This is a genomic window from Desulfurispora sp., from assembly GCF_052744395.1.
Genome location: NZ_JBRAJI010000029.1, coordinates 1 through 14,362 on the forward strand (window position 1 = coordinate 1; position 14,362 = coordinate 14,362).

14 protein-coding genes and 1 rRNA gene are annotated in these 14,362 nt (G+C 57.5%); 9 read left to right on the forward strand and 6 right to left on the reverse strand.

Annotated features, from left to right (window positions below):
• A 5S ribosomal RNA gene (rrf, locus tag ACUVTU_RS08745) occupies window positions 1–71 on the forward strand; the annotation flags it as partial.
• An 89-nt stretch (window positions 72–160) separates the two neighbouring features.
• On the opposite strand, the gene ACUVTU_RS08750 is transcribed toward rrf, so the two are convergent.
• From ACUVTU_RS08750 to ACUVTU_RS08775, 6 genes are all read right to left on the reverse strand, one after another.
• Window positions 161–652 carry a metallophosphoesterase gene (locus tag ACUVTU_RS08750; RefSeq protein ID WP_445889585.1) on the reverse strand — a complete coding sequence of 164 codons (492 nt, stop codon included), beginning with the start codon at window positions 650–652 and terminating at the stop codon, window positions 161–163.
• 35 nt (window positions 653–687) lie between these two features.
• Window positions 688–1,398 (reverse strand): heparan-alpha-glucosaminide N-acetyltransferase, encoded by a 711-nt coding sequence (locus ACUVTU_RS08755; protein WP_445889586.1) that lies wholly within the window; start codon window positions 1,396–1,398, stop codon window positions 688–690.
• Window positions 1,399–1,557: 159 nt separating this feature from the next.
• Complete coding sequence (locus tag ACUVTU_RS08760; RefSeq protein ID WP_445889587.1) at window positions 1,558–2,289, reverse strand: fumarate reductase iron-sulfur subunit; 732 nt, start codon at window positions 2,287–2,289, stop codon at window positions 1,558–1,560.
• Window positions 2,290–2,315: 26 nt separating this feature from the next.
• Entirely contained in the window at window positions 2,316–4,130 is a 1,815-nt protein-coding gene (locus tag ACUVTU_RS08765) for a fumarate reductase flavoprotein subunit (RefSeq protein ID WP_445889588.1), read from the reverse strand.
• Window positions 4,127–4,762 carry a succinate dehydrogenase gene (locus ACUVTU_RS08770; protein ID WP_445889589.1) on the reverse strand — a complete coding sequence of 212 codons (636 nt, stop codon included), beginning with the start codon at window positions 4,760–4,762 and terminating at the stop codon, window positions 4,127–4,129. Before ACUVTU_RS08770 ends, ACUVTU_RS08765 begins: the two co-directional genes overlap by 4 nt.
• A gap of 257 nt (window positions 4,763–5,019) precedes the next feature.
• The gene (locus ACUVTU_RS08775; protein ID WP_445889590.1) at window positions 5,020–5,400 is read right to left on the reverse strand and encodes a hypothetical protein; all 381 of its coding nucleotides are present in this window, start codon (window positions 5,398–5,400) and stop codon (window positions 5,020–5,022) included.
• A 159-nt stretch (window positions 5,401–5,559) separates the two neighbouring features.
• Here ACUVTU_RS08775 and ACUVTU_RS08780 point away from each other — a divergent pair, with 159 nt between their 5' ends.
• The 8 genes from ACUVTU_RS08780 (at window position 5,560) to ACUVTU_RS08815 (ending at window position 14,274) form a co-directional block, all read left to right on the forward strand.
• A complete protein-coding gene (locus ACUVTU_RS08780) occupies window positions 5,560–6,519 on the forward strand; it encodes an MBL fold metallo-hydrolase (RefSeq protein WP_445889591.1) in 960 nt (319 codons plus the stop codon).
• On the forward strand, window positions 6,519–8,735 hold the full coding sequence (gene priA / locus ACUVTU_RS08785) for a replication restart helicase PriA (RefSeq protein WP_445889592.1): 2,217 nt from the start codon (window positions 6,519–6,521) through the stop codon (window positions 8,733–8,735). Before ACUVTU_RS08780 ends, priA begins: the two co-directional genes overlap by 1 nt.
• A 22-nt stretch (window positions 8,736–8,757) precedes the next feature.
• Window positions 8,758–9,210 carry a peptide deformylase gene (gene def / locus ACUVTU_RS08790; RefSeq protein WP_445889593.1) on the forward strand — a complete coding sequence of 151 codons (453 nt, stop codon included), beginning with the start codon at window positions 8,758–8,760 and terminating at the stop codon, window positions 9,208–9,210.
• 94 nt (window positions 9,211–9,304) lie between these two features.
• On the forward strand, window positions 9,305–10,276 hold the full coding sequence (gene fmt, locus ACUVTU_RS08795; RefSeq protein WP_445889594.1) for a methionyl-tRNA formyltransferase: 972 nt from the start codon (window positions 9,305–9,307) through the stop codon (window positions 10,274–10,276).
• Window positions 10,277–10,279: 3 nt separating this feature from the next.
• Entirely contained in the window at window positions 10,280–11,077 is a 798-nt protein-coding gene (locus ACUVTU_RS08800; protein ID WP_445889595.1) for a DUF116 domain-containing protein, read from the forward strand.
• A 7-nt stretch (window positions 11,078–11,084) separates the two neighbouring features.
• A complete protein-coding gene (gene rsmB / locus ACUVTU_RS08805; RefSeq protein ID WP_445889596.1) occupies window positions 11,085–12,458 on the forward strand; it encodes a 16S rRNA (cytosine(967)-C(5))-methyltransferase RsmB in 1,374 nt (457 codons plus the stop codon).
• A 21-nt stretch (window positions 12,459–12,479) separates the two neighbouring features.
• Complete coding sequence (gene rlmN / locus ACUVTU_RS08810; protein WP_445889597.1) at window positions 12,480–13,493, forward strand: 23S rRNA (adenine(2503)-C(2))-methyltransferase RlmN; 1,014 nt, start codon at window positions 12,480–12,482, stop codon at window positions 13,491–13,493.
• Complete coding sequence (locus ACUVTU_RS08815; RefSeq protein ID WP_445889598.1) at window positions 13,453–14,274, forward strand: FhaA domain-containing protein; 822 nt, start codon at window positions 13,453–13,455, stop codon at window positions 14,272–14,274. The genes rlmN and ACUVTU_RS08815 overlap by 41 nt, the downstream gene beginning before the upstream one ends.
• The last annotated feature ends 88 nt before the right edge of the window (window positions 14,275–14,362 follow it).

Genomic DNA, 14,362 nt, shown 5'->3' on the forward strand with positions numbered 1-14,362 from the left:
ACGGCAGTTAAGCTCTCCAGGGCCGATGGTACTGGGGGGTTGACCCCTGGGAGAGCAGGTCGCCGCCGCAATAATTTTCAGAGGCTGTAGCCAGTCCAGGCTGCAGCCTCTCGCTTTTCTGTCGTCCATCACATTACTACAAAAATAAACAATTATTGTGTTATATATGCAGCAGTTTGGGTTTGACCAAGCCGCTGCCAGTAATTTCCAGAATGCCGTAGCTCGGTTTGCCGCTGCGGGGCATACTGATGCTGCCGGGATTGAAGAAGAGAATTTGGTCATATCTTTTGATCGTTTCCAGGTGAGTATGGCCGAAGACTACAGTGTCCACCTGTGTTTCCAGGGCGCGATAATATATCCTCTCCAGGCTGTTTTTAACATGATAGCGATGTCCATGGGTGAGTAAAATTCTCAGCCCGTCTGCCTGGATGATTTCTTCAGCGGGTTCGGAAAGGTGGAAGTCACAGTTTCCCACTACGGCGTGCAGGGGTATTGGTTTAGGCAGCGTTTCTTGCATCCAGGTATTCAGGCGGAGGGCATCGCTGTAATGGTCGCCGGCGTGCAGGACCATACCGGCGTCTGGATCTTTTTGGATGACCTTTTGCATTGCTTCAATGTGTCCGTGTGTATCACTAAAAACATAGATGCGCAAAGTGAATGGGCCTCCCGAGTAAAAAGATTGTTGGGTTAAGGTAAACATTTAAGATAATTGACATTATGAAAAAGGTACAAAAGCGCCAGAATAACCGGCTGGTGGAGCAGGTAAACAGTAAGCGAGTGCCGGCCCAGGAATGATATGGGATCGTGTCCTTGGTATGATCCAGACCAGCGGTGGGGTTGAGCATAGATCAGCTTGCCCAGCGCCAGGCCCAGCAGAAAAACCCCCGACCAGGGAAAGATAGGGTAGTAATCAACCGAGAAAAAGTTTTCGTTGGTCAGACCCAGAGGGGCGAGCAGGTTTCCGGGCATATTGATGCGGGAAAATGCTACGCCGGTGCATATGCTCACAGCGCTCGCCAGCAGCAGTACAGGTAATTGTAAACGGTGCAGCTTAAGCAAGTGTTGCAGCAGCAGACAACTGCCCAGAAATTGTAGAATGCCGAAGATGACATTGGATCCCGGGATGGCTATACCCAGGACAATCCAGATCGCGATACCCCAGAGAATTAACTTGCAGCCGCGATAAAGGCTGGTGGTACTCAAGGTGCTGCTGATTCCGGACAGCAGGATAAAAGAAACGGCAGCTGTTTTTCCGGTGTAGTAAATCAGTCCGGATTGGTAGTCTAAAGGTAGCTTATAAAATTCCGCCAGGTCATAGGCCAGATGAAAGAGGATCATCAGTATAACGGCTATGCCTCTGGCAAAATCAATTTCTCGGATGCGCTGTTTGGTGTTCATAAATATAAAATTTAATTTGTCCGGGTACGGTTATGAAAATTGTTCATCATGATAATTATTAACCAACAATGATTGCTCTGGCAAGAGTGCGGGTTAATAAAATAAAAAACGCCCGGCAGGTCATTGATGCCGGGCGTTAACCTTACCGGTGCTGATCTATTAACGGCTGGCTTTGAGTCCGGCCAGGGCCATCTTGCGTCTGACATAAGCCAGCTGCATTTGCAGGGGTAACTGCATGGGGCAGTTGTCGTCACAGGCCATCAGGCCCATGCAGCCGAAGGCGCCTTCATCACAGCCGATTACCTCAAAGTACTGGGCTGGTGTCCGCTCATCGCGTGGGTCCACCATAAAGCGGGCCACCCGGTTGATGCCGGCGGCGCCCAAAAAGTCCTCCCGGATATTGGCTGTGGCGCAGCCGGCAATACAGCAACCGCACTCAATGCAGCGTTCGGCCTCGTATATTTGCAAAGCTGTTTCGTTGTCCATACGTTCTTCGATAGCCTGTGGATCGAACTGTTTGCTGGTGTGGATCCAGGATTCGGTTTTTAGAGTCATATGCCGGAACCAGGTACCTGTATCCACGGAAAGGTCACCGATCAGCTTGAAAACCGGCAGGGGCAAAAGTGTTATTTGGTCCGGCAGGTCTTTGGTCAGTGTTTTGCAGGCCAGGCGCGGCCGGCCATTGATGATCATGGCGCAGGATCCGCAGATGGCTGCCCGGCAGACAAAGTCGAACATCAGGGAGGGATCCTGTTCTTCCCGGATCTGGTTGAGGGCGACAAAGATGGTCATGCCTACTGTTTCGGTAAGTTTATATTCCTGCATGCGCGGCGGCACGTCGGGGTTTTGGGGATTATATCTGAATATGTTGAAGGTTAGTTGCCTGCTCATAATACCCTCCTTCTGGGTGGCCCAGCTTACTTCTTGACCTGGGTGGATTCGCCATAGCCGCGATCGCCGGGCGGCAGCTCCGTGATTTTCACCGGCTCATATTCCAGCGTGGGCAGGTCATGGCCCGGCTTCCAGTAGGCCAGGGTGCGCTTTAGCCAGTTGACGTCATCCCGGGCCGGGTAATCCTCCCGGTAGTGGCTGCCCCGGCTTTCAGTGCGCTGTAGTGCGCCGTAGGCGATACATAGAGCCAGTTTGAGCATGCCCGGCATGCGCAACGCGGAGGCCAGTTCGGGGTTGGCCCACCTGCCGTCAGACCGGAGGCCGATCTGCAGCGAGCGATGGTAGAGATCTTGCAGTTTGGCCACCGCTTTTTCCAGATCCGGCCCGTTGCGGAATATACCTACATAATCCATCAGGGTTTGTTCCATTTCCCTGCGAATCTGGTAAACATTCTCCCGGCCGTTTTTGCCCTGGATCAGGTTGTTGATGCGCTCCTGCTGCTGCCGGGCAAAGTCCTGTAGCAGGCTGTAATTGTAGTCCAGGGTGGCCCCCAGGGTGTACTGGGCGATCTTTTTACCCACCACCATGCCGCTGACAATGGTCTCGGCCAGTGAGTTGCCGCCCAGACGGTTGAATCCGTGTAAATCCCAGCAGGCCGCCTCGCCCACGGCAAAAAGCCCTTTCAAGCCGTAGGCCGCCCCGTCAATATTGGTGCGCACCCCTCCCATACTGTAGTGCTGGGTGGGGCGGACGGGAATGAGATCCTTTACCGGATCTATGCCGTTGAAGTTGCGGCAGATGTTGGCAATTTCCCGCAGGTTGGTGTTGATATGCTTGGCACCCAGGTGGCGGATGTCCAGCCAGAGGTGCGGTCCGTAAGGGCTGTCCACGCCGTAACCCTTGCGGATGTGCAGCATCATGCGGCGGGCCACCACGTCCCGGGAGGCCAGTTCCTTTTTCACCGGCTCGTAATCCGGCATGAAGCGGTGCAGGTTCTTGTCCAGGAGATAGCCGCCATCACCCCGCGCCCCTTCGGTGATCAGAATCCAGACCGGTACCATGCCCGTGGGGTGGAACTGCACGGCTTCCATATTGCCCAGCGGTACAATGCCGGTTTCCAGGGCGATGAACATGCCGCTGCCCTCGTTAATCACGGCGTTGGTGGAAGCGCCGTACAGGCGGCCGTAACCACCGGTGGCTATTACTGTGGATTTGGCCAGATAAATGCGCAGTTCACCTGTCCGCAGGCAGCGGGCGACCACTCCCAGGCAGGTTGTACCGTCGTGAATCAAGGCAATGGCCTCGGTGCGGTCGTGCACGGTGATCCCCAGTTTGACCACAATGCTGTCCATGGCGTATTGCAGGGTGTGACCCGTGCCGTCGGATGTGTAACAGGTACGCCATTTGGCCGTACCGCCGAAATCCCGGGCGGTGATCAGCCCTTCTTTGTCTTTAGTGTCTTCTATTTCCCTACCGTCGGGCAGCTTTTTCTTGCCAGCCACCACCCGGTTCCAGGGTACGCCCCAGTGGGACATCTGCCTGACGGCAATGGGGGCGTTTTCCACAAACAGGCGGGCTACATCCTGGTCGCAGCCCCAGTCGGAGCCCTTTACCGTATCAACAAAATGTACGTCCGGGTTGTCGCCCTTGCCCATGGCGCAGTTACCCAGCGCTGCCTGCATGCCGCCCTGGGCGGCCGTGCTGTGGGAGCGGCGGGGCGGAATAAGGCTCAAGATAATGCAATCCAGACCGTGGGTGGCCGCTTCAATGGCTGCTCTCTCGCCGGCCAGACCGGCGCCCACAACCAGGACGTCTGTAGTGATAATCTGATAGCTGCTCATAGGGCACCTCCCAGCGAATTGAATACCCACAGGGCCGCCAGGCCCAGCGCCAGGATAATGGCGGTAATCATCTTGGTTACATAACCCAGGGGCTTGCGGGGGAACCAGCCCCACTTGACAAACTGACGGTAGATGCCGAAACCGGCATGATATTCACCCAGGAGCAGCAAGACAAGATAAAACCACCAGAAGGCTTTCATTCTCTCGCTGCTGACATCGGCCTGGATGGGCCAGTTGGTCAGAATGGTAAAAACGTGAATGGCGGCCAGCGCCAGTATGGCTACGCCGGTGATCACTTGAAAGACCCAGATCCAGGTGTCGGTGCCCTGAATCATTTTGGCATGCCGCCAGATAATCTTTTGCTCCTGATAACGGGTGGGGATGCGCCGCCCGGCGGTAAGAATGTGCATGATGGCAATGATAATGACGATGGGTATACCGATATAGGAGAGATAGTAGTCATCCAGACCTTTGGCCAGGGCGTTGTAAACCTCCTCCCCCAGTAAGATGGTGGCCACGAAGATCATGTGCGTCCAGAGAAAGCCTACCAGGCAGAGGCCGCTGAAAAGCTCGACCAGGTCGTAATACAGCTCTGCCCGGGGATTTCTGGTAAGAAGTTTTTGTACGAGCATGGCAATCTCCTTTCTTTATAAATTTGCCGGTGCGTTTACTTAATCTTAGCAATAAATGTGCCATATTTTGTGATTAATTAATGGGCGATTTTCTAATAGCTATAAAGACTGCCCTGGACCAGTGTGGGGGTATGATTCTAAATTTTATAATTTACAGCTCAAAAAAAGCTTTGCACCATGTTAAAAATGCGGCCCGGTGCAGCAGGTGCAAAGCGTTAACATTATTCTAGAAAATAGAATAACGATGCGGGGTGCGGTTACTGCTCGCCGGTCATCAAAGTCAGGTAGATGTTGTTTCCTTCTTTATAACCCCGCACCAGGTTGCAGTGGCGCAGAACGGCGAACTGTTTTTCCAGCTCCGCCGGTGCTATATTGAAATGTTCCTGCAATTGCTGTTTGGTCACACTGCCTTTTTCTTTGATATAATTATAGATATCCTGCTGCAGGGCGGTCAGACCCTGTGTGCCGGTCTGGCGCAGCATCTGCCGGGTGGCCAGCGCGCTGGAAACAGCTGTCGGGTCGCAGGGGCGCGGCGGTTGTACGGCGCTGACATAACAGTCTTCACAGAGCGTTTTGCCGTAATATGTGAAGTGATCATCTCCGGCCGGGATTTCAGACTTGCAGTGTTGACATTGCATGTTCTCGTCCTCCCCATTCTGATTTTTTTTACATTATAACATGACTGTGGTCTGGTTGGCCTTATTTGATTTCTTTTTACACAAGCAGGGACTGGTATTTCTAGACTGATAGGTACAGCAGAGGGGAATTGCTACAAAATGAACAGGGAGGGTGTTGTTGTGCGGACAGTTCAACTTTTGCCGGTGGAACAGGTGCGGATAGTGGTTATTGTAGATAACTATTATGACGGGCTGTTGCCGGGGGGCCAATTTGTGCGGCGGTATGGCTTTGTGCAGGGAGGGGGGGAGGTGACCGGTCTTCCCCAGCCCCTCAAGGCGGAGCACGGCTTTGCCTGCTATGTGGAGGTGGCCGGTGCAGCGATCGGCCGGCAGGCTCTGCTATACGATTTTGGGCTGACCCAGGCGGTTTACTGGCACAATGTGCAGGCCCTGGGCATAGATCCGTTTGCCGTTGATGCCCTGGTGCTCAGTCACGGCCATTTTGATCATTATGGCGGCCTGTACCGTCTGGTGGAACTCCAGGAGGCGGCTGGCCGGAAGTTGCCATTGTATCTTGGATGTGATACCTTTAAAAGACGGTACATTAACTTGCCCGGCCGCCTGGTGGATCTGGGGAAACTGGAAGCAGAGCGGCTGCAAAACGGTGGGGTGGAACCGGTGGAGCTGGCCCAAAGCCGGGAGATTCTGCCGGGCATTGCTGTAATCGCTGCTGTACCGCGGGTGACCGCCTTTGAAACCGGTTCTCCCCTGCTGGGGGTGGAGAGCGACAGCGGCATAGCCCAGGATGATTTTCCGGGTGAGCTGTCACTAGCCTTTCATGTGCAGGGTCGAGGACTGGTGATCCTCAGCGCCTGTGCTCATGCCGGGATTGCCAATATCATTTTGCACGCGCAAGAGACGTTTGGCATTAAAGAAGTCTGCGCGGTGCTGGGAGGATGGCACCTGTCGGGAGCCCCCGAGGCCAGGATCAAACAGACGGCGGACTTTCTGGCCGGGCTGAACCCGCGTCTACTGGTGCCCATGCACTGCAGTGGTTTTACCGCTCTATCGCTGGTGGCCCGGCAGTTTGGTGAGGTTATGGCGCTGTATTCTACAGGTACGGAGTACGTTATTTCCTGATGAAAGACCTGTTTGCAGAAATTCTGGTGGATGTAAGAGGTCTGCCCGGTTCGCTGCATTATCTGGTGCCGGTGAGTCTGGCCGGCAAGGTACAGGTGGGCTGCCGGGTGCAGGTGCCTTTGCAGAACCGGCGTGTGGTGGGGTATGTGGTTTCCCTGTCCGGTGGCGCTCCCGAGCCGGGGGTACAGTACCGGGAAATCGCTGCCCTGTTGGATGAGGAACCGCTTTTCAGTCCAGGGCAGTGGGAACTGGCCCGCTGGATGGCCCGGCACTATCTTTGTTCCGAAGTTGCCGCTCTGCAAACCGTGATTGGCCCGGTGCTGCACGGCAGCCCGGGGCGGGTGAAAAAAATCTATCCCGTGCTCGGCCCGCAGGGCGAGCCCGACCTGCGACGGCAGCCCGGCCAGCAAAAGGTCTGGCAGGTGATCTGCCGGCATCCGGGGATGACCCGCAGAGAACTGGCGGCTGCCGCCGGTGTCTCCGAGTCCCTAATCACCACCATGCTGACCAGGGGTCTGCTGTGCTACATGCTGGAGCACAAAACACCGCCGAGCTGTACTCCGGTTGGCCGTGCGGGCGGGCGGGAGCTCAGCCTGAGTAACTGGCAGCAGCTGGCCTTGCTGGAAATAGAAAAACAACTGCAGCAGGGCAGACCGGGAGTGTTTTTGCTGCATGGCGTGACGGGGAGCGGCAAAACCGAGGTTTATCTGCGGGCTATTGAGCAGGTGCTGGCGGCGGGGCGGCAGGCTATTGTGCTGGTACCGGAAATTTCGCTGACGCCGCAAATGGTATCCCGCTTTCAGGCCCGTTTCGGGGACAGGGTGGCGGTACTGCACAGCAAAATGTCCGAAACCAGCCGCTACGATGAGTGGCAGCGGATTCGCTGCGGAGCGGCATCCGTGGCTTTGGGGGTGCGTTCGGCCATCTTTGCCCCGCTGAACAATATTGGCATCATCGTGCTGGACGAGGAGCATGAAACCTCCTACAAGCAGGAGGAATCCCCCCGTTATCATGCCCGCGATGTGGCCATGCAGATTGCCGCCCGGCACAATGCGCTGGTGGTGCTGGGCAGTGCCACCCCGTCACTGGAATCTTACAGCCGGGCTCTGCCCGGTGGTCCATACCGCAGGCTGGTACTGCCGCAGCGGGTGACTCCGCACAGCCTGCCCCCGGTGTTTTTAATCGACATGCGCCGTGAATGGCAAAATGGTGCCGGCGGTGTTTTCAGCCGTCGCCTGTTGGAAGCTATCGGTGAGCGCCTGGCCATGCGGGAACAGGTTATCTTGTTCTTAAACCGGCGTGGTTACGCTACCTATGTGGTTTGCCGGGAATGTGGTCTGGTGCTGAAATGCCCTTACTGTGACATTTCCCTCACCTACCACAATAACGGCATCATGCGCTGCCATTATTGCAACTATGCTACTTCGGCGCCGGCGAGCTGTCCGGACTGCCGGAGCAGCCAGGTGGGTTATTACGGTACGGGAACGCAAAAGGTGGAAGAGGAACTGCAGGTTTATTTTCCCGGCGCGGGCATTTTGCGTCTGGATGCCGACAGTACCGCCCGGCGGGGGGCGCACCAGGAAATTTTTCAGGCTTTTAAAGAGCACCGGGCCGATATCCTGATTGGCACTCAGATGGTGGCCAAGGGGCTGGATTTGCCCGGTGTGACCCTGGTGGGTGTGGTTAATGCCGATATTACCCTGCACATGCCTGATTTCCGGGCTGCGGAAAGAACCTTCCAGCTGATCACCCAGGTGGCTGGGCGTGCCGGACGGGGTCAGCAGGGGGGCGAAGTGCTGGTTCAAACATACACTCCCGAACACTATTCCCTGGTTTATGCCGCCCGGCACGACTACGAAGGGTTTTTCCGGTACGAATATGCCCAGCGCCGCTTGCTGTCTTATCCGCCCTTTGTGCGGCTGGGACGGGTGGTTCTAGCGGGCAGCCGCCAGGAAGAGGTGGAGGCGGGGGCGGCTTACTGGGCGGAGCAGTTAAACCGGTTGATTGTTGAACAGCAGCTGCCCGCGGTGCTGCTGGGGCCGGCACCGGCCCCCCTGAACCGGGTAAGGAACCGGTTTCGCTATCACCTGGTGGTGAAGGCGCGGGGGGCAAACGTGGTACGGCAGCTGCTTGCCCGGGCGCGCGATGTGGGCTCGGGCCCGCCATGGAACCGCCTGCTGGTTGCGGTGGATCTGGACCCTCAGAACTTGATGTAAAGCCATAAGGAAGGGGAAATGTATGGCCGTATTCAATGTAGTTACAGAAGGCGATGAGGTGCTGCGGGAGAAAGCGGTGCCGGTGCGCAAAATAACCTCTAGTATTCACAAACTGCTGGATAACATGCGCGACACCATGTACGCTTACAAGGGAGTGGGTCTGGCGGCCCCCCAGATTGGCGTGTCCAAGAGGGTAATTGTGGTGGATGTAGGGGAAGGTCTCTGGGAACTGGTCAACCCGGAAATCATCGCCAGCCAGGGTGAGGAAAAGGGTATGGAAGGATGCCTCAGTATACCCGGTGTGGTGGGCGATGTGATCCGGGCGGCGCGGGTGACCGTTACCGGCTGGAACAGGCAGGGAGAAACCGTTACCGTACAGGCCGAAGGCTTTTTTGCCCGGGCCCTGCAGCATGAAATCGACCACCTCAACGGGGTGCTGTTTACCGACAAGGCGCTAAATATACGCCGGGCCTGAGGCGAAAAAAGCGCAAAAAAATGGGCAAGATATTATTTAAAATGTATAATAAAACATTTTATACAGGATTTTAGAGGACTGGAAGGGGAACTGCATGCGCATTGTATTTATGGGCACGCCGGATTTTGCCTGCCCTTCCCTGGAAGCGCTGGTGCAGGCCGGTCACCGGGTGGTGCTGGTGGTGACCCAGCCCGACCGGCCGCGCGGGCGGGGCCGGAGGCTCAGCCCTCCGCCGGTGAAGGTGCTGGCCGGAGAACTCGGGCTCCCGGTCTGCCAGCCGGAAAAGATTCGGGACCGGTCTTTTGTAGATTACCTGCACGGCTGCATGCCCGATGTGATTGTGGTAGTGGCTTACGGTCGGATTCTTCCGCCGGAGATATTGCACCTGCCGCCGCGGGGTTGTATCAATGTGCATGCCTCGCTTTTGCCTCTCTACCGGGGAGCGGCGCCCATCCACCGGGCGATTATGAACGGGGAGTGTACTACCGGTGTAACCACCATGTTAATGAATGAGGGGCTGGATACAGGGGATATTTTGCTGCAGGAAGCAGAGCCGATTGGGGAAGCGGACAATGTAGCCGATCTGCACGATCGCCTGTCACGCCGGGGCGCCCGGTTGCTGGTCCGGACGCTGGAGGAACTGGCGGCGGGCACCCTGCACCGCATCCCCCAGGACGACAGCCGGGCCACCTATGCGCCGCCATTGCGCAGGGATGATGAGTTGATTGATTGGCAGCGACCAGTGCGTGAAATATTCAACCGGGTACGGGGACTGGACCCGTGGCCGGGAGCCTGTACCATTTGGGAGGGACGCCCGATCAAAATCTGGCGGGTTTCTCTACCCGGTGCGCCGCCAGATCATAAAATCGGGTCGGCTGCCCCGGGTACAGTGCTGGCGGAGCTGGACAGGGGGCTTTTAGTGCAGGGTGGTGATGGCGTGCTGTTGGTGAACGAATTGCAACTGCCGGGAGGCAGACGGCTGAAATGGCCGGAATTCAGCCGGGGGCACAGCATTCCGGCGGGCACAGTACTGGGGACCCCGGAGCAGGGCAGCGGGGGGCGTTGATTTATGCAGGCAATCACGGTAGAATCAGTCGACCGGCATACCCGGAAAAGGCTTTTTCTGGTGCTGCTGGCGGTCAGCCTGCTCCTGACCGGCTTGCTGGCGGTAGGTATCTGGGTGGTCATTTTTCACAGCAGCCAGTCCTTGCTGTATAAAAGTACGGTGGTCATTCTGGTTGCCGGCGTGTTGACCACTGTTGGTGTGGCGGCCAGCGGGCTGCTGGGCATATTTCTCACTTTGCTGCGCTGCCGCCGGGTTACCGTGCTGCAGGGCCCCATGCGCGTGGCTCTTAACTTGTTTTTCCCCCTGGTTTTTGCGGTGGGAAAACTGCTGCAGATTGACCGGGATCTGATTCGCCGTTCCTTTATTGAGGTGAACAACCAGCTGGTGCGGGCCATGCAATTGCATCTACAACCCCGGGAATTGCTGCTGCTGGCGCCCCACTGTTTGCAGCTGGCGGAGTGTCCGCACAAGATCACAGCCGATATGGAGAATTGCCGCCGTTGCGGGCGCTGTCCGGTGAACAGCCTGCTTCAGATCAGGGATGCCTACGGGATTGGAGTGGGTATAGCTACGGGCGGTACACTGGCCCGGGCCCTGGTGAAGAAGTACCGGCCGCGGGCCATCGTGGCTATAGCCTGTGAACGGGATTTGACCAGCGGGATCCAGGACGCCAATCCCATTCCGGTGCTGGGGGTGACCAACCTGCGTCCCCATGGACCGTGTTATAATACAACGATTAATATTGAAAAGGTAAAACAGGCGCTGGAACATTTTCTGGATGGCGCCGCTAACAGGATGTGATGGAAACTTGACCGAACCCTCGGCCCGGCGGCTTTCCGCCCGGGATGCCGCCCTGCAAGTGCTGGTGGATGTGGAGATCAGGCAGGCTTATGCCGGTCTGGCCCTGCATAAAGTTCTGGCAGCGGGTGGTATGAACAAAAAGGACCGAGCTCTGGCCACGCAGCTGGTGTATGGTGTGCTGCGCACCCGCAATGCCCTGGACTGGATGCTGGGTCAATTTGTCTCCCGGCCTCTGGACGAACTGGAGGCGGTGGTGCGCAATGGAATGCGGCTGGCGGTTTATCAGTTGTGTTACCTGGAACGCATTCCCGCTCCGGCGGCGGTTCATGAGGCTGTGGAACAAATGCGCCGTTTCCGGCAGTACGGGGCGGTGAAGTTTGTCAATGCCGTACTGCGGCGCTTTTTGCGTGAAAAGGAGAACATTGTCTGGCCGGCACCCGAGAGCGACCCGGTGCAATATCTGTCTGTCCGGTATTCCCATCCGGTCTGGCTGGTGCGACGCTGGCTGAAGGAATGGGGTCGGGCGGTGACCGAAGAAATGCTCCAGGCCAACAATCAGCCGGCGCCACTGACCTGCCGGGTGAATACACTGCGGATCAGCCGTGAGCAGATCCTGGCCTGGTTTGATGAGCAGGGTCTTAAGGCCCGGGCGGGGTTGCTGGCGCCGGAAGCCGTGCGTTTGGAGGATTTGGACAGCGTGGAGAACCTGCCTCCCTTTCAGTCGGGCTGGCTGACGGTACAGGACGAGAGTTCCATGCTGGCCGCCCACGTCCTGGCCCCCCGGCCGGACGAAAAGGTGTTGGATGTAGCGGCGGCTCCGGGCGGTAAATCCACCCATCTGGCCCAGCTCATGCTCAACCGGGGTGAAGTGGTAGCCTGTGACATCCACCCGCACAAACTGGGGCTGATTGAGGAAAACTGCCGCCGGCTGGGCGCGACCATCGTGCGACCGGTACATATGGATGCCACCGCCCTGCCCGGGGAATGGCGGGATAAGTTTCAACGGGTGCTGGTGGATGCACCCTGCTCGGGACTGGGGGTGCTGGGCCGGCGCCCTGACGCCCGCTGGCGCAAGCAGCCGGAACTAATAACGCAGCTGGCGGAGCTGCAAGCGCGCATTCTGTCTTCGGCCGCCCGGTGTGTACAGCCGGGCGGGGTGCTGGTTTACAGCACCTGTACCCTGACCCGGGAGGAAAACCAGGCGCAGGTGGCAGAATTCCTGGCCCGCCATCCCCATTTTCAGCGGTTGGATCTTTCGGAAGAGCTGCGTTTTTTACCGCGGCAGGTGTTTAATAATGCGGGTGAAATCGAACTCCTGCCCCATATGTTCCAGACCGATGGCTTTTTTATTGCGGCACTGCGCAGAAACGAGGTTGACTAGAAATTGCACGGCGGGAAAAAGATGCTGCTCGATTATCATCCGGAACAGCTCACCGAACTGATGCGGAGCATGGGGCAGCCGGATTACCGGGCCAGACAGCTGGCCGCCTGGCTTTTTCAAAAAATGGCTGCTGGTTTCGAGGAAATGCGAGATTTGCCGTTATCCCTGCGGCGCTCGCTGCAGGAAGTGGCCGTGGTGGGTCAGCCGGTGGTGGTCTACCGGCAGGTTTCATCGCAGCGCGAGGCGGAAAAATTTTTGTTGCAGTATCCGGATGGACAGCGGGTGGAATGTGTGCTGATGACCTACCGTCACGGTCGCTCGCTGTGCGTGTCCACCCAGGCCGGTTGCCGCATGGGCTGCCGGCTGTGCGCTTCCACGCTGGGCGGGCTGGCCCGCAATCTGTCTGCCGGGGAAATTTTCGGCCAGCTGGCCGCCGTGACCCGCGAGAAACAGCTACCGGTAACCCACCTGGTACTGATGGGCAGCGGAGAGCCCCTGGACAATCTGGAGCAGGTGGAAAGATTTTTGCTTTTGGTGACTTCGGAGTTTGGACCGCAGATTAGCTGGCGCCGGATCACAGTCTCCACCTGCGGGCTGGTGCCGGGTATTCTGGCCCTGGCCCGACGGGGCTGGCCGCTTACTCTGGCGGTTTCCCTGCATGCCCCGGACGACCAGCTGCGCAGTCAATTGATGCCTGTGAATAAAAAGTACCCCCTGCCGGAACTGATGGGGGCGTGCCGGGAGTATGTGCGCAGCACGGGCCGGCGGATTACTTTTGAATACACCCTGCTGGCCGGAGTGAACGATACTCCCGCCCATGCGGCAGCTCTGGTGCGCTTGCTGAAAGGGCTGCTCTGCCATGTCAACTTGATTCCCTACAATGAGGTGCCGGAAAGGCCCTTTAAGCGCAGCCGGAGAATGCAGGAATTTTGCCGCAGCCTTAAGCTGGGCGGTGTGCCGGCCACGGTCCGGCGCTCACTGGGCGGAGATATAGATGCTGCCTGCGGCCAGCTGCGCCGCCGCGGCCCCCGGTGATGAGGTGAGCAAGATGGGTTTCTGGACCGGTCTGGAGAGCAATCTGGAGAAATACATAGAGGGTTTTTTTCGCCAGCGCTGGCGTGGCCGGGTTCAGCCGATGGAAATTGCCCGCTGTTTGACCCGGGAAATGCGCAATAACAAGCGGATCAGCGTATCCAGTGTTTATGCCCCCAATCTGTACAGAGTGTACCTGCCGGTCAGTGACTGGCAGGCCATCAGCGGCATTGCGGTTGCTCTGGAAAAAGAACTGGCCGCATACCTGGAAGAAAAGGCCGGGGAAAAAGGTTACGCCATGGTGGCACCGGTCAGGGTGATGCTGGCTCCGGAAGATTTGCCGGCCGGTCAGGTGAGAGTGGAGACCGGCTTCAGCCAGGAGGAACTCCCCCGGGGCGACAGCACCGGTCAGCTGGACTGGGATGATACAAAAGATTACCGGTTCGCCGATACGGCGCCGCTGGCGACCGTGCGGCGACCGGCTTATCTGCTGGCGGTTGTCTCCGGGGAGGCGCCCGGGGAATGCTGGCCTCTTTATCCGCCGCGGATGGTGCTGGGAAGGCGGGCTGGTTGTGATATTGTCCTGAAAGATGCAGGAGTTTCCCGGCGCCATGCTGTACTGGAATGGCGGGATGAGGCATGGATTGTGCAGGATGCGGGCAGCACCAACGGTACGCTGGTAAACGGCCGGCCGGTTCAGGAGGCGGTTTTGCATCCGGGCGACATCATCACTATCGGGCAAACCGTGCTGGAACTGCGCCATGCGGAAGACGGGGGTAGGTAGGATGTTGCTGGGTCTGCTGATAAACCTGTTGCGGCTGGTGCTGGTGGGCTTGCTCTATTTTTTTATTTTCAGGCTGGTTGTTGCCATG